General features: G+C 61.9%; 24 protein-coding genes and 1 pseudogene. 5 read left to right on the forward strand and 20 right to left on the reverse strand.

From position 1 onward, the window contains the following. Nucleotides 1-124: 124 nt before the first annotated feature. The 4 genes from AC3IYG_RS24620 to AC3IYG_RS24635 all read right to left on the reverse strand — a co-directional run bounded on the left by AC3IYG_RS24620 (nt 125) and on the right by AC3IYG_RS24635 (nt 4592). Nucleotides 125-1963, reverse strand: coding sequence for a phosphoadenosine phosphosulfate reductase domain-containing protein (locus AC3IYG_RS24620; protein WP_489314180.1), 1839 nt, complete (start codon nt 1961-1963; stop codon nt 125-127). Between the two features lie 166 nt (nt 1964-2129). After that, nucleotides 2130-2951: a hypothetical protein gene (locus tag AC3IYG_RS24625; RefSeq protein WP_489314179.1), complete on the reverse strand. Its 822-nt coding sequence runs from the start codon at nt 2949-2951 to the stop codon at nt 2130-2132. Between the two features lie 211 nt (nt 2952-3162). Continuing rightward, a complete protein-coding gene (locus tag AC3IYG_RS24630; protein WP_489314178.1) occupies nt 3163-3747 on the reverse strand; it encodes a hypothetical protein in 585 nt (194 codons plus the stop codon). A 71-nt stretch (nt 3748-3818) separates the two neighbouring features. After that, complete coding sequence (locus AC3IYG_RS24635) at nt 3819-4592, reverse strand: hypothetical protein (protein WP_489314177.1); 774 nt, start codon at nt 4590-4592, stop codon at nt 3819-3821. A 464-nt stretch (nt 4593-5056) separates the two neighbouring features. Here AC3IYG_RS24635 and AC3IYG_RS24640 point away from each other — a divergent pair, with 464 nt between their 5' ends. Next, nucleotides 5057-5560 (forward strand): helix-turn-helix domain-containing protein, encoded by a 504-nt coding sequence (locus AC3IYG_RS24640; protein WP_489332337.1) that lies wholly within the window; start codon nt 5057-5059, stop codon nt 5558-5560. A 128-nt stretch (nt 5561-5688) separates the two neighbouring features. Here the strand turns inward: AC3IYG_RS24640 and AC3IYG_RS24645 are convergent, their stop codons facing one another. From AC3IYG_RS24645 to AC3IYG_RS24710, 14 genes are all read right to left on the reverse strand, one after another. Continuing rightward, nucleotides 5689-5949: a hypothetical protein gene (locus tag AC3IYG_RS24645; RefSeq protein ID WP_489314175.1), complete on the reverse strand. Its 261-nt coding sequence runs from the start codon at nt 5947-5949 to the stop codon at nt 5689-5691. 434 nt (nt 5950-6383) lie between these two features. Further along, nucleotides 6384-6629 carry a DUF2274 domain-containing protein gene (locus AC3IYG_RS24650; RefSeq protein WP_000108283.1) on the reverse strand — a complete coding sequence of 82 codons (246 nt, stop codon included), beginning with the start codon at nt 6627-6629 and terminating at the stop codon, nt 6384-6386. Further along, on the reverse strand, nt 6626-7906 hold the full coding sequence (locus AC3IYG_RS24655; protein ID WP_003092274.1) for a TraB/TrbI/VirB10 family type IV secretion system protein: 1281 nt from the start codon (nt 7904-7906) through the stop codon (nt 6626-6628). The genes AC3IYG_RS24650 and AC3IYG_RS24655 overlap by 4 nt, the downstream gene beginning before the upstream one ends. Nucleotides 7907-7908: 2 nt before the next feature. Beyond that, complete coding sequence (gene trbG, locus AC3IYG_RS24660) at nt 7909-8901, reverse strand: P-type conjugative transfer protein TrbG (protein WP_000776560.1); 993 nt, start codon at nt 8899-8901, stop codon at nt 7909-7911. Next, nucleotides 8898-9602, reverse strand: coding sequence for a conjugal transfer protein TrbF (trbF, locus tag AC3IYG_RS24665; RefSeq protein WP_001211312.1), 705 nt, complete (start codon nt 9600-9602; stop codon nt 8898-8900). The genes trbG and trbF overlap by 4 nt, the downstream gene beginning before the upstream one ends. 18 nt (nt 9603-9620) lie before the next feature. Then, on the reverse strand, nt 9621-10988 hold the full coding sequence (gene trbL / locus AC3IYG_RS24670) for a P-type conjugative transfer protein TrbL (protein WP_001000746.1): 1368 nt from the start codon (nt 10986-10988) through the stop codon (nt 9621-9623). After that, nucleotides 10985-11311 (reverse strand): hypothetical protein, encoded by a 327-nt coding sequence (locus tag AC3IYG_RS24675; RefSeq protein ID WP_014603538.1) that lies wholly within the window; start codon nt 11309-11311, stop codon nt 10985-10987. The genes trbL and AC3IYG_RS24675 overlap by 4 nt, the downstream gene beginning before the upstream one ends. A 12-nt stretch (nt 11312-11323) precedes the next feature. Next, entirely contained in the window at nt 11324-12067 is a 744-nt protein-coding gene (trbJ, locus tag AC3IYG_RS24680) for a P-type conjugative transfer protein TrbJ (protein ID WP_003092277.1), read from the reverse strand. Continuing rightward, nucleotides 12064-14514, reverse strand: coding sequence for a conjugal transfer protein TrbE (trbE, locus tag AC3IYG_RS24685; RefSeq protein WP_000933135.1), 2451 nt, complete (start codon nt 14512-14514; stop codon nt 12064-12066). Before trbE ends, trbJ begins: the two co-directional genes overlap by 4 nt. Before the next feature lie 12 nt (nt 14515-14526). After that, nucleotides 14527-14796, reverse strand: coding sequence for a VirB3 family type IV secretion system protein (locus AC3IYG_RS24690; protein ID WP_003092280.1), 270 nt, complete (start codon nt 14794-14796; stop codon nt 14527-14529). Further along, entirely contained in the window at nt 14793-15179 is a 387-nt protein-coding gene (locus AC3IYG_RS24695) for a TrbC/VirB2 family type IV secretion system protein (RefSeq protein ID WP_000150010.1), read from the reverse strand. The genes AC3IYG_RS24690 and AC3IYG_RS24695 overlap by 4 nt, the downstream gene beginning before the upstream one ends. Beyond that, nucleotides 15176-16246: a P-type conjugative transfer ATPase TrbB gene (trbB, locus tag AC3IYG_RS24700; RefSeq protein WP_023093367.1), complete on the reverse strand. Its 1071-nt coding sequence runs from the start codon at nt 16244-16246 to the stop codon at nt 15176-15178. The genes AC3IYG_RS24695 and trbB overlap by 4 nt, the downstream gene beginning before the upstream one ends. Beyond that, nucleotides 16243-16719 (reverse strand): ribbon-helix-helix protein, CopG family, encoded by a 477-nt coding sequence (locus AC3IYG_RS24705; RefSeq protein ID WP_000085131.1) that lies wholly within the window; start codon nt 16717-16719, stop codon nt 16243-16245. Before AC3IYG_RS24705 ends, trbB begins: the two co-directional genes overlap by 4 nt. Then, nucleotides 16716-18713, reverse strand: coding sequence for a conjugal transfer protein TraG (locus AC3IYG_RS24710; protein WP_001163195.1), 1998 nt, complete (start codon nt 18711-18713; stop codon nt 16716-16718). Before AC3IYG_RS24710 ends, AC3IYG_RS24705 begins: the two co-directional genes overlap by 4 nt. Nucleotides 18714-19018: 305 nt before the next feature. Here AC3IYG_RS24710 and AC3IYG_RS24715 point away from each other — a divergent pair, with 305 nt between their 5' ends. The 3 genes and pseudogenes from AC3IYG_RS24715 to AC3IYG_RS24725 all read left to right on the forward strand — a co-directional run. Next, complete coding sequence (locus AC3IYG_RS24715) at nt 19019-19924, forward strand: LysR family transcriptional regulator (protein WP_023093368.1); 906 nt, start codon at nt 19019-19021, stop codon at nt 19922-19924. Between the two features lie 281 nt (nt 19925-20205). Beyond that, nucleotides 20206-20736 carry an SRPBCC family protein gene (locus tag AC3IYG_RS24720; protein ID WP_000043569.1) on the forward strand — a complete coding sequence of 177 codons (531 nt, stop codon included), beginning with the start codon at nt 20206-20208 and terminating at the stop codon, nt 20734-20736. Nucleotides 20737-20837: 101 nt separating this feature from the next. Beyond that, nucleotides 20838-21017: pseudogene (locus AC3IYG_RS24725) on the forward strand (integrase core domain-containing protein); the annotation flags it as partial. Nucleotides 21018-21245: 228 nt separating this feature from the next. Here the strand turns inward: AC3IYG_RS24725 and AC3IYG_RS24730 are convergent. Continuing rightward, the gene (locus AC3IYG_RS24730) at nt 21246-21563 is read right to left on the reverse strand and encodes a DMT family transporter (RefSeq protein ID WP_000539741.1); all 318 of its coding nucleotides are present in this window, start codon (nt 21561-21563) and stop codon (nt 21246-21248) included. A 205-nt stretch (nt 21564-21768) separates the two neighbouring features. Between AC3IYG_RS24730 and AC3IYG_RS24735 the strand changes: the two genes are divergently transcribed. Continuing rightward, the gene (locus AC3IYG_RS24735) at nt 21769-22731 is read left to right on the forward strand and encodes an IS30-like element ISPsme1 family transposase (protein WP_017846754.1); all 963 of its coding nucleotides are present in this window, start codon (nt 21769-21771) and stop codon (nt 22729-22731) included. On the opposite strand, the gene AC3IYG_RS24740 is transcribed toward AC3IYG_RS24735, so the two are convergent. Continuing rightward, on the reverse strand, nt 22721-22954 hold the full coding sequence (locus AC3IYG_RS24740; RefSeq protein WP_431670699.1) for an EexN family lipoprotein: 234 nt from the start codon (nt 22952-22954) through the stop codon (nt 22721-22723). The two genes, AC3IYG_RS24735 and AC3IYG_RS24740, sit on opposite strands and share 11 nt — an antisense overlap. Nucleotides 22955-22978 lie beyond the last annotated feature (24 nt).

Raw genomic sequence — 22978 nt, forward strand, 5'->3', positions numbered from 1 at the left:
GGCGCGGGAAGTGGAAAGCTGAGCGGATATGGCCGATGGGCTGCCGGCGTCGCCGTGGTCGCTACGCCCCGCGCCTTGAACCCCACCAACTGCTGGGGCTGACCCTATGTCCAGCCCCGGCAGCTCAGGCGTCGAATAGCGAGCCCTGCTCGGGGGTCAAGTTGATTGCCACCGGCTGGTTAGTGGTGATCAGCGATGGCGACTTCCCGATTGCTTTCAGCTTCTCTGCTACGCGGGCCACGATGGCTATCGGGTCGTTCAGCACCTCCAGCAGGTTGTGGCGGTGCAGCTGGTTGGACACACGCAGCATTCGATCCCAGTCGCTCTGGGTGCCCTTGTACAGCTGGACTGTGCCCAGGCCGAGTAGATAGTGAACGGCGGCGCTGGGGGCGTCGTTAAGGCGCGGTGCCTCCAGTACGCGGTCAAGCTCAAAGGCCATGAACAACTCCAGGCCCTCGTCGTCAATGTCGTACTCGTCGCCGGTCTGGCATCGGGTCAGAAAGCGCCCGTCGCGTGTCACCATCAGGTCTTCTGCATCTGCCGCAGCTGCATCAACGTTGCGAAGGCCGCTGAACAGGCTGTCGTACTGACCATCAGCGAACGGGATGCGGCCACGGAAAGAAACGTCCTTCTCGGTGTACACCGGCATGGATTCCAAATCCGGGATTCGGAACCGCTTGCCTTCCTCGTAGACCGAGCGATAAACGCGCATTGCTGTCCATGGGGATTGATACCCGTAACGGCCCCAGGCGAGTTCGACTGCCATGACCTGCTTGAGCGTCAGCAGTTCGAAGCGCGGCTCAATGCCAAGCTTACGGGCGGCGATTTCCTCGTCTGCCTGGATGCTCAGGATGATCCCCAGCAGCTCCTTTGTGTACTGGGGGCTATAGGCGTTGGGCATCAGCTGGATATAGCCGTCCTCACCAACATCGCGAGCCACCCAGGCGCGGGCCTTCGGATCGAAGTGCTTGCGCTTCATGTACTCCCGCAGGTTGACCAGCGGGCGAAGCCACTCGTACTTGCCTTCTTCGTGGTTCAGGAAGCTATTTGCCGATGAGTCTGTGCTGACTCGAAGGCATCCCCAGCACCCCGTGCGTGCCGAGCATGGAGTGCGGGCCTGCTCTCGGTTCGCAATGTAGGCAGTGACCATGCAATCCCCGTTATTCGCCGAGCGGTAAATCTCCACCAGACTGTCCCAGCTGTCGTATGTCTCAAGCCGGCCAGCACGCACGTTGCCGATAAATTCGAAGACTTCCATGGTGGTGAAGTGGGCAATCGGGCTGAGCACCAATTGACCGTCGCTCATAGCGTCAACGGCTTCCAGGGCGCTCTCTCCGCGCTCGGTCATTGCGCGGTTGCGTGCGGCTGATTCCTCAAAGCGAGTGCCGATCAGGGTCACGATTTCGACCTCTTTGGTCTTCTTCCCCGTCTCCGCCGCGATAGTCTTGCGCAGCTGGCGCTTGAGCTTATTCAGTGGCTCAACCTTCATCATCATGGAGCACTTGGCATTGGAGCCAACTGACATGATGGTGCGGCCACCGATCACAGAAACGAGGTAGTCACCGCTAAGGCCCGGCGAGGCAATCCACACACGAACAGGGATACCGCTCGATTTGGAGTAGGCCTCGATCTGCTTGATCATCTGAGTGTTGTAGGCCTTGACCACGGGCGACTCGATCTTGGTATCCGAGTGGCAGACATTCAGGGTCGGCACGCTGACGCCTTCGTCGATCAACTCACGCATAGCCATGAGTGCGATGGCAAGCGTGCAAGATGAATCTTTGCCACCCGAAAATGCGCACGAAAGATGCCGGCCAGCCAGCACCTGGGCCTTGATCGCCTTGACTGCGAGGGCCACCTTCTCGGTCAGGTTCAGCTGCTGCACTGGAGCTGGGGCTACCTCATGAACGGCCACTTGGGTGGTCACGTCGATAAGTTCGATGGTGGTCTGTTGCATGCCCATGGCTTTGATCCCGGCGCTGTGTTTTCGATGTGCCTATCTTCAAGGCCAAGCCTCTGTGTCATCGGGGGCCGGCAAAGAAACCTAACAATGCTCAGATCGAATAATGGGAGGCGGGAGAGCCAGGATCGGCGGGCACAAAAAAGCCCGCAGGTGCGGGCTTGTAAGATCAGCCAAGCCACGCCCCGGTGGTGAATGGGTTCACTCGGTTTGCGGCCTCGTAGGCGGCTACCATTACGCGGTCGCGCTCTTTCTGCACCTTTGCCAAGAGCTTGGCCTTCACGCCCTTGGAAAGACGGCCTTTGAGTGCTGGTGCTGTACCGCTCAAGTCGAATAGCAGCTCACCGACTTCGGTGTAGCTCTGGTGTTCCAAGAACTCGGGGATGCCTTTCGCGTCAACCGGGTCGTAGTGGTTAATCAGGTCTTCGATGCCGCCCTCTACCGTGGCGCGAGAACTGGGGCTGATATACAGGGCCTTGGACTTGCTCAGCACAACGGCAAAGGTCGCACGCTCGCCTCCCAGGACGCGGGACGGCGCACCGGATTCAAGCTGGAACACTGCACCTTTCCTCACGGCTTGTTCCTTGTCGCGGATAAGCTGCGTATTCAAGCAGGCCTGATACCAGTCCTCGTTCACTTTCGTCATCGTGCCCATGGCATTGCCGGCCTCGAAGATTTCACGCGGGCAACCGATCAGGGTAAACGGGACGCTGGCGGTAGCCAGGAAACATTCGAACTTGAGCCAGTAGCCGTCTTTTTTGCGGTGGCACTGGATAGTGCCGGCAACATAGGTCTGCATGGTGTTGGAGCGGAACGGGTAGCTCACGCAGGCATAGAACTCGCCCGGCGAAGTGACGACAACTTTGTGAACTCGGAGGTAGCCGCCCTCAAGACGCCAATGGGTCAGATTGTTGCGGATCACACCCTCACGCTGGGTCAGCGTTGGGGTTTTGTCGGTTAGCAGCAACTGGCCGAAATCGTAGTTGGTCATGAGGATGGCTCCGGTCTGGTTTCGATGGAGCTATCTTCACGCGCCGGCAGCTGTGTCACTGCCAGTGCCACAATAATTGCCGCCCCCCATCCTGGGGCTTGAGGAAAGGAATCGATCATCTTGGCTTTGAGCTGCGTGACGACTCGCAGAGCCAAGCTCTTGGCGGGGAGGGCGGGGCCGCAGGATTAAGCCTGTTGCCCCTGCCGGTGGTTTAGATCGGGGTGATGGAGAGCTTGAGGCGGATTTCGTCGGTCTTGATACCGTTAGTGATTTCGACGACTTCGCCCGGGTTGATGATCATGTTCGAGTTTAAGGACGAATCGCGGAAAGAAGCCGCCCGCAGGTCGGCCTCGACGCCTTTCAGGTTGTACTCGCTGATCACGTCCACATAGCTGCCCTTCACGTAGAGCAGGATATTGCCCTCGTTGGCTTCTCGCGCCCCAACCTCAGCATTGAAACCGATAGCCACTTTTTCCACTTCACGGACGGGTTCGTCGCAGCGGGGCTTGTAGAACTGCACCCAGCGCTGCATGCCGGTACGGCAGTTGACCGTGACCTGGGCATCGATTTCCTTGAACTTGGCATCGGAGAATTGCGCGGTGCCGCCGTTCTGGATTTCCTTGATGCCCTTACTCACCACTTTGCCACCCTTGGTGACTTCGGTATGGATGGCGAAGCGCTTCGCGGCCTGGGCCTGGGCCTGGGCCTGGGCCTCGGCATCGACCTCGGCGGCGTGGGCGGTGAAAGCCGTTGCGGCGATAGCAAAGGCGAGGAACAGTTTGGACAGTTTTTGCATGGTGTCTCCTGGTTGGTTGTATCACCCCAGCGCTCATACGCTGGGTTTAATTCTGGTTCGCTGGTGCTGGGCTATGCCTCTACGCCGAGGGCATACCCTTCTTCGCGCAGTAGGTGACTGACGGCCTGTGTACGCCGGCTCTCGAACATCTGGATTGGCATTGCCTCACGCAACCGTCCTGCTTTCCTTGTCCGGGAGCGCAGCCAGTTGGCGTCGGCGGTCAGGTTGGCATCTGGGGAGTTTGCTTTGAGTGCTGCGACCTTGGCAGCTACCTCGTCGTTGAGCTTCACCCGGCCCAGAATGTGGAAGTCATGGTGGCGAAGCCGGCTGCACTCAGCTGGTGACATTGCCGCTTCGTTGCTTGGGATTCCGGCGCAGAATCGGTCGGTGCCCAGCAGCTCGATTGCTGCATGCAGCAGCTGGTCGGCAGGTATCGGGCCTGTTTGCAGGGGCATGATCACTCTCACGCCGCTGTCGATCCAGGAACAAATCAAGTCACGGTGCTCGTTCCAGAGCGCGAACGTAGCCGCCTGATCACCTACCACGTCAGGTGCCACGATGCTGACATTGGGAGAGCCATCGGTGCTGCTGATCACCAAGTCATACACCTGAAACACACGCTTCCACTGCATCGGTTCGCCCTTGCGGAAAGCCGTGAAAGCACCGCTGTCGATGAACAGGCTGCCGCCCTCCCGGATAAACCGGGGAATCGCCCCGAACAGCTGCTGGGTAGTCAGCAGGCCGGCTACTACGCCGGCTGGTGCCCCAGTGTTGATGCAGGCTCGAAAGTCGGATTGGGAACTCATGCCCGAGTGATAAGCGATGCTCCATGGGGTTGGGTTCATACTCTGTGGTGCCTTGTACCGCTGAAATTGAGTTACCAGTTTCGCGGTGAACAAGTTGTGTCATCGGAAAGAGCATCAACTGGCAACGCCAATGCTCAGTGCGCAGCGCGGGATTTGAGAAACTGCCAGTCGTTTATCCATGATCCCAATCGTAGGTTGTGAGGGATCGCCGCAGCCACTCAACCAAGTGCAGTTGTGTGTTCGGTCAGGCGTAATGGTCTGGCCGTGATATTGCCCATCCAGCATGAGGCAGATTCAAGTTTCAACTCAGGTTCGAATCCACTTATAAGCCTCAGTCAAATGTGCGGTAAGAGCGTGAATAAATGCTGGCATACCTGAACCTGAAACTTTCACAGGTGCCCTGAAAGTATGGGTTTTCTTCGGTTTTGGGGTGTTAGGCTTTTGGCGAAATACGCAAATCGGCTTGGTGACAAATGACAGAAAAGAGCCCCGCCCACAAAGTCATGGGGAACATTCTCAAGGCTATTCGCTTGCAAAGGAGTCGGACACTCCAGGATGTGGAACGTGACCTGAGCATATTCACCAGCGGCCTTTCGCGGGTTGAGCGGGGGTTGCAGGGCTTCCCTCAAGACACGTTGATCGGCTTGCTGCGCTATTACGGGATTGATCTACCTGATCTGCTCATCAAAACCGCTGGCTTGTCCGAAAGCGACCTCGATAGAGCCCGGCAGCGTTCTAAGTCCCAACATGAAGAACTGGCGAACACAGAAGCCGTCTCTGTGCCCGCTAGTGATGGTTGGGTTGAGCACAATCCGGTTCTGGCCAGTCGTGAGTATGTAGGCAACCAGATGCTGCTGTGCCGCAGGTCATTCGAGAATACTGAGTTCGAGTTGATCTACTTGGGGAGGGTGATGCGCAGCCTGGGGACAATCCAAGCTGCTAAGGCTGCTGCTCCTGGCTTTGCTCGCATGGTGCTGCGTGATGAATGCCAGCAGTTAGGCTTGTAGTCGTTCCTTCTCAATGCCGATGCCGGCGATGGGGTTTCAGTGCTGGTGCTGTATCCCGCTGCTGGTGCCCCACGCAACCGAACACTCCACCCATGAACCCCACACTGGGCATTGCGCCCATTTGCTTGCTACAGCGCGTTCACGCCATCCCGGACAAGCCGCATGGCGGTTTCATTCAGCTGGTGCAGCTTGGCTATGCAGGTTTCGCTTAACGGCAGGCCGGGGGGATGTGCAAGGTCTGTCAGTCCGCCTAAGCGGCTTACCTGTGCATGTATGTCCTGACGCTCAACACCCTCGGTACGGTCGTGCTCGCACTGGATCAACCATTTGAGCTGGTCCAGCTCCTTCTCAACGACAGCGATCAACGCCAATTCCCAGTTGTCCGACACAGGTGCCTACCTCCGCATGTTCAATTACTGGATTATGCCCGGCGCCTGTTCCTGGTGCCCATATTTGGAAGCCAGAAGTCCTGAGTGATTCGTCCTGTTCGCTCCATTCGGGCTCAAACCCATCCCTGGCACCGGGCAACAAAAAAGTGCCGGTGTCAATTCTTTCGCGCAAATCAAGAAGGACTTGAAACCGTATATGGGACAGTAGGTTAGCTCCTTTCGGGGCCGCTTAGAAGAAGAGCGGCGTTGTCGGCTAGGAGCGACATAGGAGCGTTGGGAGAGAAAGCCGCATCGCACTGTGTAGTGCTGGATTGCCGAGGAACGGCGGGCCTGTCGCATCATCATAGCCCAACAGGCTCGGCGGCATCCAGAATGAAGAACGCGCAGCCTGGGCTGCGCGTTCGATGGATGCCGTTGAATAGCATGCGGTGCAATCATGGCGGCTTCGGTGGTGTGCTGCGGGTCGCCGTGCCCTTCCTGAATCCTCGATCCCCCGCCATGAACGCTTCCAGCATATGCGGGATCAGCGTCGCCGCATCAACGGCCTCGCCATACGCCTGCGCGTGTAGCGCGGCGTAGCGGTCGAGGTCGACTTTCAAGCTGGTCGGGCAAACGAAAGTCAGCTTGGTGCTCTCGGTCTTCGGCAGCGGGCCGAGCCGCAGCTTCTTGGTCGTGCTCATCGTGAAGTCCCCCGGTTGAAGAACAGCGGCTGGTACGGCCGCAGCACCAGATCCCGGTTGACGATGATGCGAACCGGCAGGCCCGGCCGTTGCGTTAAGGTCGGCTGGATGTTGAGGTTGCGCCGGGTCATCTCCTGGCCGACCTGATTGATGCTGTCCTGCGCGCTGTCGCGCCCAGCGATGATGACGCGATCACCATCCTGCCGGTTCTCCGGCGCGGCCAGCTCGGCACCGACGCCCAGCAGCGTGGTGAGTGCCGCACCGGCAAAGATGCGGCCCCAGTGGTAGTCCACATCGTCCTCCAGCCCGGCATAGCCGGCTGGGTCGGTGCCGGCCAGGTTGTCGAGCGTGAGCGAAGACGTGTCCGGCAGGATGATCCGGTTCCAGACGACTTGAACGCGGCTCTGCCCGTAGCTGACCTGGCTGTTGTATTTGCCCAGGATGCGCGAACCCTGCGGAATCAGCAGGAAGCGCCCGGTGGCTGTGTCATAGACCGGCTCCGTCACCGTGGCGATCACGTCGCCGGGCAAGTCCGACTTGATGCCCGTCACCAAGGCACCTGCGACCACTGTTCCGGCCATAACCTGATACGGCGAAATTGGCAGAGTCAGATTGCCGGAATTACGGGTTTCAGTGGGGCCAGCTTTCATGAAAGCCTCTTTCTGGTCTTGCCGGTTTTGCACCGCTGTCGGGTCAGCAGGTTGGGCCGCCGTGGAGGCCGGCCCGGCCGCCAGCGGGTCAAACGCCGCATTGGCGGCGAAGCCCGGCGCAGCGGCCACCTGTGTCTGCGCTACCGGCGCCGCATTCTGCCCACCCGAGCGGAAGAACACGGACGAGGCCGCGGCCGCCTCGGCTTCTTTTCGCAGGGCATCGTTCGGGTCGTGACCGGGGGCCGCGTAGGCAGCCGTCGCCGGTTGCTGCGACTTCACGATAGCCGGGCCAAGATCGCCCGGCAGCGGTGGCCCTAGTTCGGGAACGGCAGGCAGCAACGCCGGCGGCAGCTTGGAATAGTCCGTCGGCAGCGCATCCAGTCCTTCCGACTTTGACACGCGATCGACGTTGTAAAGCTCGGTCTGCTCGCCTGTGCTGCGTCGATGAGGTTGCAGCGACCACATCAGCGCGCCGAGCACGGCGACCGCTAGGACGCCGGCAAGGATGGCCAGCGAGCGCCGGTTCAGGCGTGTGACTGGACGCGGCTGGGCGCGCAGCGCCACTGCCTCCGGCGCCACCTTGTCCGCCTGCGGCGCGGCAAGGTCGGGAGTGTCATCCTGGCTCATGGTCAGTTCCTCCGTGCAACACCATCGGTGCGCTCGATCCGCACCACGTCGCCGCCATCGCCGCCCAGCCGCAGTTCGGCCGCGCCGAACAGGCGATCCACGACGTAGTACGGCGAGCGAAAACGGTAGTTCACCAGTTGCCCGTCGCCCTGCGCGCCGATGACAAACAGCGGCGGCAGCTCGCCCTGGGCGATGCCCGGCGGGAACTGGATATAGACCTTCTCTCCATCATCGAAGGCGCGCAGAGGCTTCCACGGCGGGTTGCTGCCCGATACCGCGTAGCGGAAGCGGATCTTGTCCAGCGACAGGCCCGTATCGACAGGCGTTGTTGCCTGCGCTGCCTGCGCCTGGCGCTGCAACGCGAGCATTCGGTCTTTCGGATAGTCCCAGGACACCGACGCCATCCATGCCCTCTCGGTCGAGGTCAGCTCCAGCAGGTAGGTGCGCCGACTGGTGGTGATGACGAGATTGGTTTTCAGACCGGAGCGGATAGGCTTGACCAGCACATTGACGCGCAGATCGGCCCCGCCGCCGCTGGACGTGTCGCCCACGATCCAGCGCACGGTATCGCCGGCGGCGACCGTTACCAGTTCCTCGCCCGGTTGAAGCGAAACCACCGTCACGCGCCCCGGCGACGCATAGACCTGATAAAGCGCGCCATCGGTGAACGGCCACACCTGAATCGCGTTGACGTAGCCCTCACGGGTAGGCGCGATACGCGCTTCTGCATTGGCACGGGAAACGCGCACCTTTTCGTCGGCCGGCTCCGGCGCAACGGGGGCCTCATCGAGTTCCGGCAGGGGCTTCAACTGCGCCGGCAGCGCCAGCGGTTCAGGGACGGCGACGACTTCGACGGGCTTGGGCGGTTCGGGCAACGGCTGGGCCAGCACCGTCTCGTCGAGCGAGATGGATGGCGGCGGCTTCCCCTGCGAGGCGCAGCCCGCGAGGGCCAGCAGCGTCAAAGGAACAACGTAAAGGCGGAAACGAAGTTTCATGGTTTGGCTCCTTCGGAAGAATCCAGTTCGCGGCTCCATGACAGGCCGTTGACGTAGATACCCAATGGGTTCTTGAGCAGGCGCTGTTCAGTACGCGGGGTTTGCAGGACGGTCGAAAGCACGGCGTTCCAGCGTTCGGTGCCGGCGGGCGCACCGTTGACATAGCGCTGCTCTGTCCAGCGCACGTTGAAAGACGTGTCGCTCGCGCGAACCACGCTGGTGATTTGCACCGTTACCGATTCCTTGCCGATGCGGGCGAATGGGTCATTGGTGCGGGCGTAGTCGTTGAGCACCGCCGCGCCCTTGTCGGTGGTGTAGTCGTAGGCATCGAGCCAGTTCTGCCGCACCACGATGGGGTCGATGGACAGCGAGCGAACCAGCGTCACGAAGCGCGCCAGGTGGTGCGCGATCTGCGCGTCGCCGGGCCGGTACGGCGTGGCGGCCTCTCCCACGGCGCGCACCTGCCCGGCTTGATCGACCTCGATGACATAGGGCGTCACGATGGACTGCGCCGAGCGCCACACCAGGCCGCCGGCCATCAACAGCGCGAGCACTAGGCAGCCGAAGGCCATCAGGCGCCAATTCTTCGCCTGCACGCGGGCGGAGCCGATACGGTCGTCCCACACCTGGGCGGCGGCTTGATACGGGGTGGCAGGCTGCGGCGTATCGGCGTAGCGCACCTGCGGTCGTTTGAATCGCATGGGTGTTCTCCTTGAAGGTTAGGTATCGGAATCCCGCAGGCTCGGGCCTTGCCCGGAGCCGCCGCCGTCGCCGCCGCGCAGCGTGTGGGCGGCAGTGGTCGCGGCATGGGTAGCCTGCTGGCGGCGGTGCATCCGCTTGGCCCAGGCCGGTTGCTCTTGCTTCTGCGAGCCTGCGGTGCCGTCTGCGGTCTGGCCGGGGCCAGCACCGTCGCTGCCGGCTTCTGTGCCGTTCCAGCCAGCGCGGAAGGAGTCGGCCACCTTCTGCCCAACAGCGGAAGCACCAGAGGTGACGCTGCGGCCTGCGGCTTGTGCGCCAGTCTTGGCGACATTGCCGAGGCCAGCCGCCGCGCCCTTGGCACCGCCGCCGGCCGCAGCGGAACCGGCCTGGAACGCCGATCGGGCACTGCCGGCCGCCGAAGTCGCGGCACGCGCACCGGCACCGGCCAGCTTTGCGGCCGCCGGGGCCATTCGTGCCCCGGCCATGACGGCGCCGCCCACGCCCGTTACGGCGGCGCCGATGGCAACGCCGGTGCCGACAGCCCCGACCGCAGCACCAGCCATCGCGCCCGCACCAAGCTGTGGCGCACCGGACACCAGGCCGGTGGCGATACCGGGGCCGAAAATGCCCAGCGCCAGCAGCGCGAGCGAGGCCAGCATCACGACCAGCGCGTGGTCGATGGATGGTTCGTCGGGATGCACCTGGAACTCGGCGAACAGGCCTGAACCGATGCCGACGATGACGGCCAGCACCAAGACCTTGATGCCTGACGACACCACGTTGCCTAGCACCTTTTCCGCGAGGAACGAGGTCTTGTTCCAGAGTGCAAACGGGATCAAGACGAAGCCGGCGAGCGTAGTCAGTTTGAACTCGATCAGCGTGATGAAAAGCTGTACGGCCAGCACGAAGAAGCAGAGGATCACCACCAGCCAGGCGATGAACAGAACCACGATAGGGTCGATGTTCACGAACACCTCGGGGAACCCAGCCATGTCCCCGATCTGTTCCAGAATCGGCGCGGCTGCGTCGATGCCGGTCTTCGCCAGCCGGCCCGGCTGAAGGAAGTTCTCCATCGTGATGGCCGAGCCGGTAGCGGTAATTCCCAAGCCGGCGAACGAGCGGAACACGATGCTCGCCAGCCAGTTGAAGTTGCCGATGATGTAGGCGAACGCGCCGACACAGAGCACCTTGCGCAGCAGCTTGGCGATCACGTCGTCGCCCTGGCCGGTGGCGTGGCTCATGGCCCAATACAGGCCAGCGATCGTCATGTCGATGACGATGAGCGTGGCGGTGAGAAATGCCACTTCGCCCTGCAATAAGCCGAAGCCCGAGTCGATGTAGCGCGAGAACGTATCGAGGAAACGGTCGATGATGGTCACGTCGTTCATGGCGAATCCTCGGGCGGAGTGAGCGGAACGGCGCCCTCTGGCAATTCATCTGCGGGCGTATCGAAGCTCGGCGGAATCGGCGGGAGTTCAGCCAGCGAGTTGTATTCATCCGGCCCGGTATGGCCGGCGAAGAAGCGCCGCCGGAAGGCTTCAGCGGCGGCGCGGCAGGCATCCTCGCCCACGGCCTGCCGGTCGGCCGCGCATTGCCCGCGCAACGCCTTGAGCCGCACCGGATCTGCGGCCAGGGCGTCGGCCAGGTTCTCGGCCGGCTGCTGGCCGCACGCGGTCAGCAGCACGGCCATCAGGACGGAAGCGCATCGCATGGCCGCCTCCGGTCAGTTGTTATAGAAGTTGACGGACTGCGGCGTGTACGGCGTGCCGGTGCCCAGAAAGCGCCGCCGCACTTCGCGGGCGCGCTCCATAGCCGCCGCTTGCCGCGCCAGTTCCAGTGAAGCGGCCCGGTCTTGCGTGATCTGGAGCTGCTGCGCCTGGATCGACTGCTTGGCCTGCAAAGCCAGGAGCTGGTTCGTCGCCTGCATCGCTTGCAGCGCGCCGGTGGCCGACTGGCTCTGGCTCACGAGATCGGCCAGCGCGCTTTCGTCTTGGGCGAGGTTCTGCGACACCTGCGCCTGCATCCGCATCGCGGTGTGCAAGCCGTTCAAGGTGTTCTGCCAGCGTTCGCGGGCGTCCTGTGCCATGCGGTCGCCGCTGATGGTGGCGGCGTACTGTTCCGGGTACAGGCGGGCGAACGTGGCATCCATGCTCTGCACGTCGTAGGCCAAGCCGCGCGCCTCGGCGATCAGGCGCTCGGTGGTGGCGAGCGTCGAGCGCAGGCGGTTGACGATGTTGAAGTCGAGATTTGCCAGGTTCCTGGCCTGGTTCATCAACATCTGCGCCTCGTTCTGAAGCTGGTTGATCTGGTTGTTGATCTGTTCCAGCGTGCGCACGGCGGTCAGCGTGTTCTGCACGAAGTTGGACGGGTCGAACACCGTCAGCGCGGATGCGGGCTGCACGGCCAGCAGCGATACCGACAGCACGGCAGCGAGTGAGACAGAGAGCAAACGGGGCTTGGTCTTCATGGTGAAACCTCCAGCGGTTGAGAAGCGAGAAAGGAAGCTGCCGCCGGAGCGGACGGCAGCAGGTCGGCGGCCCAGCCGAGGCCGCGATGGCGCAGCCACGCGCCGGCGAAGCCGGGAGCGCCGGCCTGCGTCAGCACGCGGTCAATATCGCGTTGGTCTTGAGGGGTGGATGCGCCCGCGAATGCGAGCGCGACAGGCCCCAGGTCGAGGTCGAACAGGCGATTGCCGAGGCGCGACTGGTAGTAGTAATCGCGCTTGGGCTGTGCGGTCGCCACGATCTCAATCTGGCGGCTGTTCAAGCCGAAGCCTTCGTAGATCGTGCGAATCTGCGGCTCGGTGGCCTGCGGGTTAGGTAAGAAGATCCTGCTCGCGCAGCTTTCGATGATGGCTGGCGCGATGGTCGAGTCCTTGATGTCGGCCAGCGACTGCGTGGCAAAGATGACGCTGACGTTCTTTTTTCTGAGCGTCTTGAGCCATTGCCGGATGCGGGCCGCGAAGGACGGCTCATCGAGGAACAGCCACGCTTCATCGAGGATCAGCAGCGTGGGCGCGCCGTCAAAACGTTCGTCGAAGCGGGCGAACAGGTAGCGCAGCACTGCTTGCACGGCGGCGGGGCTGTGCATCAGTTCTTCCATCTCAAAGCCCTGCACGTCGGCCATGCCCAGCCGGTCGTGGTCAGCGTCCAGCAGCTTGCCGTGGGCGCCGCCCAACACATAGGGCGCGAGCGCTTGGCGCAGCGCGTTGGACTGCAATAACACCGACAAGCCGGTCATGGTGCGCTGCTCCACTGGCGCACCGGCAAGGCTTCGCAGCGCCGACCAAATGGCAGCCTTCTCGTCCGGGCCGACCGTCACGCCTTCGTGCAGCAGCCGGCCCTCCACCCATTCGGCGGCCCAGGTGCGGTAGCCCTCGTGGGCTATTCGCGCGAGTGGCTGGAAGGCGATGCCGCCATCGGCACCGAGGTCGTAGTGCTCACCGCCAAGGCCGAGGATGGTGGCGCGCATCGAGCGCCCCATGTCGAAGGCGAAGATCCGCGAGCCGAAGTAGCGCCGGAACTGCATGGCCAATATGGCGAGCAGCACCGACTTGCCCATGCCGGTCGGCCCGGCGACAAGGGTGTGCCCCACGTCGCCGATGTGCGTCACCAGCCGGAACGGCGTCGCGCCATCGGTGCGGGTGACGATCAGCGGCGGGCCATCGAGGTGTTCGTTCTTCTCCGGCCCAGCCCATACCGCTGACATCGGCATCATGTGCGCCAGGTTCAGCGTCGAAACGATGGGCTGACGCACGTTCGCGTATGCGTTGCCGGGGACGGACGACAGCCAGGCATCGACTGCGTTGAGGGTTTCGGGGATGGTCACGAAACCCCGGCCCTGGATGACGCGCTCCACCATGCGCAGCTTCTCGTCGGCCACGGCCGGGTCGGCGTCGAGCACCGTCACCGTGGCGGTGAGGTAGCCGAAGGCGACTTGATCGCTGCCCAGCTCCTGCAAGGCGGCATCGGCGTCGGCGGCCTTGTTGCTGGCATCGGTATCGACCAGCGGGCTTTCCTGCTGAAAGATCGTTTCGCGCAGCAGCGCGATGACGTTCTTGCGCTTGGCGAACCATTGGCGCCGCAAGCGCCCCAATTCCCGTTCCGCCTCGGCTTTGTCCAGGCACAGGAAGCGCGTACTCCAGCGATACGCAAAGCCCAGGCGGTTGAGGTCGTCCAAGATCCCCGGCCAGGTCGAGGTCGGGAAGCCTCGTACCGACACCACGCGCAGGTGCTGATCGCCCAGCATGGGCGCCAGGCCGCCGACCAGCGCGGCATCGGCCAGCAGTGCGTCGATATGGAACGGCACGTCGGGCACGCCGACGCGATAGCGCCGCGTGGAGACTGTGGCATGCAGGTAGGTCAGCGTCTGGCTATCGTCCAGCCAGGCAATCTCCGGCATCACACCATCGAGCAGGTCGAACACGCGATCGGTCTCTGCCACGAAGGAATCAAGCCGACCACGCCAGTCCACACCCTCAGTGGGCCGGTTCTCGTACAGCATCCCAGCCGCACGGGCGCGAGACTCTTGCGGCGGTAGGTGTTGCAACGTGAAGTGATAGACGCTCTCGAAATGGCCATCCGACTCCTCGAACGCCGCGCGTCGCTCCTCATCCACCAGCCAGGACAGTGGTTCGGGAAAGGAGGATTGCGGATAGCTCGATGCCCGCATCCGCTCGGCCTCGATATAGAAGGCCCAGCCAGACCCGGTACGGCGAAGCGCGTTGTTCTGCCGCGCCGACGTGGCAATCAGCTCGCCCTGTGTCGCACTGTCCAAGTCGGGGCCGCGAAACTGGAACGTGCGTTGAAACGAACCATCTTTGTTCAGCACAACGCCCGGCGCGACCAGCCCGGCCCAGGGCAGCCAGTCGGCAAGCAAGGCCGGGCGCTGACGATATTCGGCAAGGTTCAGCATGGCGTCCTCCCCTCACACGTCCAGAAGCGGGCGGTGTTTGATATGCCGCGCGAAGACCTGCATGAACTGCGGATCGACGCGCGCACCCCATACGGCCAGCGAGTGGCCGACGATCCAGAGCACCACGCCGGGAATCCACAGTTGCAGGCCCAGCCCGACGGCGGCGGCTAGCGTGCCGTTGGCAATCGCCACGGTGCGCGGCGCACCGCCCAGCAGGATCGGCTCGGTCAGCGAGCGATGCAGCGGCACTTCAAAGCCCGGAAGATCGGTGGCCTTACTCATACGACGGCCCCTCCGGAGAAGCTGAAGAACGACAGGAAGAACGAGGACGCGGCGAACGCGATGGACAGGCCGAACACGATCTGGATCAGCTTGCGAAAGCCGCCGCTGGTATCACCGAACGCCAGCGCAAGCCCCGTCGAGATGATGATGATCACCGCCACGATCCGGGCGACTGGCCCTTGGATGGATTCGAGGATGGAGGTCAGCGGCCCTTCCCACGGCATCGAGGAACCGGCGGCCTGCGCCGTGCCCGCCAGCAACAGCATCAGCGCGGCCAGCAGCAGCCCTTGCCCTGCGGGACGGGCCAGGTGGCGCAGCCGCGCCATGCTGGACAGGCGAGAAATAGGATTTACGGAAAGACGGAAAGCATCAACGTGCGTCATGGCAGTTCTCCAGGTTGGTCAGGGGTCGAGGAAGGCGCAGCGGCAGCGGCTGCAAGAGGAACCGGCGGCAGCTCGGGAAACGGCGTTTCCAGCGCATCTGTCAGGCGATAGCCCGCACCGTCGAAGCCGACGACACGGGAGATGGTTTCGACGTGACGTTTGCGGCCACGGCCTGCGATGTGAATCACCACGTTGACCGCCTCGGCGATCAGGGCGCGGGGCGGATTCACTGCCACTTCGAGGATCAGTTGCTCCAGACGCAGCAGTGCGCCCAAGGCGGAGCCGGCATGGATGGTGGCAATGCCGCCGGGGTGGCCGGTGCCCCAGACCTTCACCAAGTCCAGGGCTTCGCCGCCACGCACTTCGCCGACGATCACGCGGTCAGGCCGCAGGCGCATCGTGGCCCGCACCAGCTCGGTCATTGTGACGACGCCGGCGCGGGTGCGCAGCGGCACATGGTCGCGGGCCGCGCATTGCAGCTCGATGGTGTCTTCGAGCACCAGCACGCGGTCGCCTGTGGCGGCGATCTCGGCCAGCAGCGCGTTCGCCAGCGTGGTCTTGCCGGTGCTGGTGCCGCCGGCGATCAGGATGTTCTGCCGCTCGCGCACGGCGCGGCGCAGGAACTCGGCCTGCCCGGCGGTCAGGATGCCGTCGGCCACGTAGCGATCCAGGCCGATGATGCTCACGGCCCGCTTGCGTAGCGCGAAGGCTGGCCCCGGGGCGGCCGGAGGCAGGATGCCCTCGAAACGCTCGCCGGTTTCCGGCAACTCGGCGGTCAAGAGCGGCTGGCCGCGATGCACCTCCGCGCCGACATGCGCGGCGACCAGGCGGATGATGCGTTCACCATCGGCCTCGGGCATCTCCACGCCCAGCGGCGAGCGACCCGACGACAGCCGATCCACCCACAGGGTGCGATCGGGGTTGAGCATGATTTCCACAACATCCGGATCTTCGAGCGCAGCGGCGATCAGCGGCCCCATCGCCGTGCGCAGCATCTGGATGCGGCGATCCTGGGACGCCGCGGCGGATGAGCGAGATTCAGGCGGAATCTGCGGAACGGCACTCATGACGCACGCTCTGCAGCTCGCTCATCGGCGGACGCCATCGCTGCTGCGTCATCCATCCGCATCGGATCGGGGTGCAGTTCCTCCACCACGTCGCGCACCAGACTGCGGCCACGCAGCAGGTGGCGACCCAACTGCTCGACGAACTGCTCGAAGCGCGCTTTGCCCTGGGCGCGGGCCGCGTCCTTGTGGGCTTCTGGCACCGGCGTGCTGATGGTCAAGAAATAGCGGATGAACAGCGCCAGCGTTTCGATCTGGATGTTCTGGTCGCGCTCCATGCGTTCGGTCTGCCGCGACAGTCGATCCAGCCGCTTGGCAATGGCGGCCTCACGCTGGTCGCCCGCATCGGGTGACAGCCAGGACGCCAAGGCCGCTGCGACGATGGAGGACTTGGACACGCCTTTCTTGGCGGCAAGTTCATCCAGGCGCTTGGCGTGCTCGGGCTGGATGAAAAGATTGAGGCGGTATTGGCTCATAGGTCGATTCCGTCGTTGGGGTCGAGAGAAGCCAGCCGGGCCGTGCGCTGCATGGCCGGGTCGAGCTGGCCGGGAAGCGGGAGCGCCAGGTCGTCGTCATCGAGCAGCTCCAGGTCGTTCGCACACGCGTCCAACTCGGGCTCGTAGGCGACGGTTTCGGAGAGTTCGAGCTGGCGGCGCGGGCCGCCGTCATCGGTGCCGCCCGGACCATCGGCGGATACCGAGGTCGGCGCCGTAGGTACGGCCGGGATCGCCAAGCCGCTCCAGTCGTCGGGGCGGGCTGGCGGCGCGTCGGCGTACCTCCCGACTGCGAGCACGGGCGGTGGCAGGACGCGATCCTTGAAATTGGCGTCGACGTAGTAACGCAGCTTCTTCGCGCGGATCGGGGCAACGCTGGACACCATGACTACGGCGTCCTCAGGTGGAAGCTGCATCACCTCGCCGGGCGTCAGCAGCGGACGTGCAGTTTCCTGACGCGACACCATCAGGTGCCCCAGCCACGGAGCGAGGCGGTGGCCCGCGTAGTTGCGCTGCGCGCGAAGCTCGGTGGCGGTGCCGAGGGTTTCGGAAATCCTTTTCGCCGTCCTTTCGTCGTTGGTGGCGAAAGTCACCCGGACATGGCAGTTGTCGAGGATGGAATGGTTCTGCCCATACGCCTTGTCGATCTGGTTCAGGCTTTGAGCGATGAGAAAGCTGCGGATGCCGTAGCCGGCCATGAAGGCAAGCGCGGACTCGAAAAAATCGAGGCGACCCAGCGCCGGAAACTCGTCCAGCATCAGCAGCAGCTTGTGCCGGCGCGCGATGCCATCGCTGCCGTCGAGCGATTCGGTCAGCCGCCGCCCGATCTGGTTCAAGATGAGCCGGATCAGCGGCTTGGTGCGGCTTATGTCGGAGGGCGGCACCACCAGATAGAGCGATACCGGGTGCTCGGCGGAAATCAGGTCGGCGATGCGCCAATCGCAGCGCGATGTGACTTCGGCCACGGTCGGGTCGCGGTACAGGCCGAGAAACGACATGGCGGTGGAGAGCACGCCCGATCGCTCGTTGTCCGACTTGTTGAGCACTTCGCGGGCAGCGGATGCGACAACCGGGTGAGGCGCATCGCCCAGGTGCTTCGTCGTCATCATCCGGTGCAGCGTCAGCTCGAACGGACACGCCGGGTCGCTGAGGAAGTTGGCGACGCCGCGCAGCGTCTTGTCCTCGCCTGCGTACAGAACATGCAAGATTGCACCGACCAGTAGCGCGTGGCTGGTCTTCTCCCAATGATTGCGCTTCTCTAACGCACCTTCAGGGTCAACCAGAATGTCGGCGATGTTCTGCACGTCGCGCACTTCATGTGCGCCGCGCCGGACTTCAAGCAGCGGGTTGTAGGCGGCCGACTGCCTATCGGTGGGGTTGAAAAGCAGGCAGTGCGAAAAGCGCGAACGCCAGCCCGCCGTGATCTTCCAGTTCTCTCCCTTAATGTCGTGAATGACGGCGGACGCCGGCCACGAAAGCAACGTAGGCACCACCAAGCCCACGCCCTTGCCCGAGCGCGTGGGTGCGAAGCTCAGGACATGTTCCGGCCCCTCATGTCGGAGGTATTGGTCGTCGTGTTGGCCGAGGAAGACGCCCGCCGGGAGGGTCAGTCCAGCTTTGCGGATGTCGACGGCATCGGCCCAGCGTGCCGAACCATAAGTCGTAACCAGCCGCGACTGCCGAGAACGCCATACCGACATGGCGATGGCGACGAGTAAAGCGAACAAACCGCTACCACCCGCAATCGCACCGCCTGTGTCGAAGACGTGCGGCGCGTAGGCATCAAAGAAGAACCACCATTCGAACAAGCGCCACGGGTGATAAACCGGTACACCTAGAAGATCGAACCAGGGCGATCCGAGGCGTACTTGATAGCCAAGGGTCGCTGCTGTCCATTGTGTGGCGCCCCAGACGCCGGCGATCACGATGCCGATTACCACAGCGATCTGGCCGAACAGAACGTTCGTCCCTTGCATGACCTGTCCTCCGATTTCTCCTGCGCTGGTGTCTCATTGAAAGCGTTGCACAGGGGGTGTCGCAGGCGTCAGGATCGGTTCTGGGCTAGTGCCGGTCAAAGACCGTTCGCAGCACAATGGTCGAGGGAAAAGAAAGAATGAGCGCGGTGGCGAGTCAAAGAAAAGCGCCGCAAGCGAAAGCGCACTGCGGCGCATACAGAGTTCCAAGCAAGTTACCCAAAAAAAGCCGTCAATGGGCCTTGCTTCCACTCATAGGCAATATTTAGATATCATGAAAAACGATGATATTTAAGATTGGAATAAAAATGAAAAATATCAAGAGTATGGATCTCAACTTGCTCAAGGCGCTGGACGCATTGTTAGACGAACGCAATGTGACACGGGCGGCGGCCCGTCTGGGACTAACCCAGCCGGCCTTGAGTGGCATGCTGACGCGGTTGCGCGAGAGCTTCGGTGACCCGCTTTTCGCGCGCTCGCAGCGGGGTATCGTTCCAACGCAGCGGGCGCTGGATCTAGGGATGCCTGTCAAGCAGGTGCTCGCCGAAATCGACGCGCTGCTCCAGCCACCTTCCTTCAATCCGGCCACCGCACAACTGACCTTCTCCATCGCCGCGACGGACTATGCGCTGCGTGCCGTTGCTGTCCCATTTCTATCGGCACTTAAACGGCACGCACCGCGTGTACGAGTCTCATTAGTGCCAGTCGAGAGCGGGCAGCTACAGAACCAGCTTGAGCGCGGTCAGATCGATTTAGCCCTCCTGACGCCAGAGATCACTCCGCCAAATCTGCATGCCCGAGAGCTGTTCAAGGAACACTATGTGTGTGTCCTGCGGGAAGACCATCCTGCGGCTATGGGGCGCAAGCTGACCGTTAAACAGTTCTGTGCTCTCGACCATGCGCTTGTTTCCTACGATGGTGGAGGTTTCCGCGGCGTCACCGACGATGCGCTAGAACAGTTGGGCAAACGACGCAGCGTCACACTGTCGGTCAAGAGCTTTCTGATCTTGCCAGACATCCTGCGTGCCAGTGACATGGTTGCGATCTTGCCGAGCCGCTTGGTCGCCGGTATGGACAAGCTGGCTATCTCCCTGCCGCCGGTGAAGATACCGGGGTTCACCAAGACGGCTGCTTGGCACGAACGCACCCATCACGATCCAGCACATCGCTGGATACGAGCACTGCTGTTCACTTCCTGTGCTAACAACAAGTAGGCAAGATCGCTCCTATCGTCATGCTCAGCACAACTCTACCTCGCACTACAAATAAGCAATCAGTCGGCTCAATTGGAGACGCGCCCTTTCGTAGCGCCGCTGCGAGATAGCCTAGTCGGTGGATGGCAGAACCTAGGCCTTGATATCATATTTTATGATATCAAAAATAGAAACTTAGGATTTCACTTATTGCAGATGGAGGCTCATGATTTGCTCCATGACCACTTGAATGACGCAGCCACCCCTGTTGCGTCATCGACATTTTGTGAAGGAGCTTCGATATGAGCAAGCAACAGAACGCCATCCTCTGGCCCGAAGGCTACACGCCGGGCTTTACTGAGAATTTCGCCTCCAATGAGATCATCGCCGCCGGCTTGAGCGCGGCCGACGTATGGCCTCTACTCGTCACACCATCGCTGTGGCCAAGCTACTACGCCAACTCGGCTAACGTGTGCTTTCATGACGGCAAAGGCCCGGTACTGGCCGACGGCGATCGGTTTTACTTCGAGACCTTCGGCTTCCCGGTAGAGGGGCAGTGCAACGAATACGTGCCACCTGCGGATGGGCAACCCGGCCGCGTGGCCTGGCACGGCTGGTCCGGCGAGGAAGGCACAGATACGCGCCTGGATGTGCATCACGCCTGGCTGGTTGAGAACCTGGACGGCAGGCGCGTGCGCATCCTCACGCAGGAAACTCAGAAGGGCAAACCGGCCGAGGAGCTGCACAACGCCAAACCCAACCCGATGATCAACGGCCATCAGGACTGGCTCGACAGCTTGGTCGAGGCAGCGCGCAAAGCCAAGCAGGCGTAGTGGTCTCCGGCCGCTTGATCCCAAGCGTCTGAACGGAGAAAACCATGATGAGAACTCCCCTCAGGATTCTGCTGGTCCTGACTTCGCAGGCAACGATGGGCGACGAACTGCTCAACCGCGAATGGTTCCGCAGTCGGACCGAAGCGAAGGTGCTGATCGAACGTTGGCGACAGTTCTACAACGAGCAGCGGCCGCATAGCGCGCATGCTTACAAACCGCCGGCGACGATCCGGCGCAACTGGATCCAATCCGATAGCATCCCCTCCGAACTCACTGCCTGACTGGCTACAAAGTTCGTACTCAGGTCACCTTGGCGCAGGCACTGAAGGTGGAGCCACCCGGAATGGGTGCTCCCACCGCCTTACGCGCACTGGCTCGAACTCTCCCGAGGCGCCGGCAAGCTCGTCACATAGCGACTAGAGAGAGGAGGTGACCGTACGAGTTCCCAGCGCCCGATCCACTCTGGGAGCTGGGTCGCCTAGCGACTACGCTACCAATGGAGCTAGCGATCAACTCGATAACTTGAGCGTGATAACGCCCAGGATGATCAACGCCACGCCAAGGTATCGCATCAGGGAGGTTGGGTCGCCATAGAAATGAATTCCGACTAAGAAAGTTCCCGCCGCTCCGATACCCGTCCACACCGCATAAGCAGTCCCAATCGGTATCTGACGCTGAGCAAGCCATAGGAAGGCGCCGCTAATTGTCATGAAAGAGACGGCTACTGCGACCCCACTCCAACGCGATGTTGGCTCTTGCGCCATTTTCAGCCCGACCGGCCATCCGATTTCAAACAATCCAGCCAAAACAAGATAGATCCAACCCATTGCGATTCTCCTTCAAATTTTTCATATCCGGCATACATACTCCGGCATGACCACCAGCTTAGAACTTCGGCGGCTCTTTAGGCGTGGTGTGGGGCACATCGCCATCTTCCCTGAATTCATAGAATAAGTGCAACGTTTGAAACGATAGGCAGAGAGTCAGCCACCGGTAGAATCCAGGCTCTCACACCGAAGGATTCAAGCGCAGATGACTACGCATTACCGGCAGCTAACTCAGGGCCAACGTTACCAGATTGAGGCCGGTCTGAGCGCCGGAAAAAGCCAGGCAAGCATCGCGAAACAGGTTGGCGTACATCCCTCGACGATAAGTCGTGAGGTTCGCCGCAACAGCTCCCAGAAGACCTACAAAGCGGTTGCTGCGACCCATGAAAGTGATGCCCGTCGAGCGCAGGCGCGCAAGCACTGCAAGCCATTAACGTGGTTCAGCCATTATCTGCCGCTCTGGCTAAAACACGGTATGAGCCCGGAGCAGATTGCTCAGCGCCTGAAGCAAGAGCAGCCGGAGCGCGCGGTCAGTCACGAGTGGATTTATCGGTTTATCGCCACCGACAAACACGCAGGTGGCGAGTTATACAAGTATTTGCGGCACCGCAGGAAGCTGTACCGAAAACGCTACGGAAGCCACGACCGGCGCGGACAGTTGCGTAATCGCGTATCGATAACCGAGCGCCCTGCTGAGGTCGAAGCCCGCGAGCGTCTAGGTGATTGGGAGGGTGACACGGTGCATGGCGTAGGCGGCAATCTGGTCACGCTGGTTGATCGTAAAAGCGGCTACCTGAGCGCCTATCCGGTCAAGCGCAGGACGCGCCGGCAGGTAACGCGGGCGATCAATCTGTTGCTCAAGGGGCATGCTGTTCACACGCTGACGCTGGATAACGGGAAGGAGTTTGCCGGGCATGAACGCATTGCGCATCGGAGCCAGTGCCAAGTCTTTTTTGCAGAACCCTATTCATCCTGGCAGCGAGGCACTAATGAAAATACCAACGGCCTGCTCCGGCAGTATTTTCCCAAGGGCGGCGACTTCAGCAAGCTGACCGTCGAGGCGGTCAGTCGCGTGGTAACGAAGATCAATTTACGCCCGCGAAAACGCCTGGGCTGGAAGACGCCGTACGAAGTTTATGCAGGGGTGAGCGTTGCACTTATGTGTTGAATTCAGGTTCGTAAAAGCGCTTTCGCGTAGCCTCGGCAACCCGGTTACATAGTTGGTCGCCCAGCATTGGTCGATCCAACTTGCATTGCTTGCGCAACTCTTTCAGACGCTCAGGATTGAGCGCTAATTCATCGACTGTCGGAAGGTTGGCTTTATCTGGTTTCCCAGATGGGCTGCAGGCTGCCAATGTCGAGGAAAGCAATATGAGAGCAATCTTCTTCATGGTTAATTTTCTTTGGGAGATTGT

It is taken from the genome of Pseudomonas sp. KH_027 (assembly GCF_057838565.1).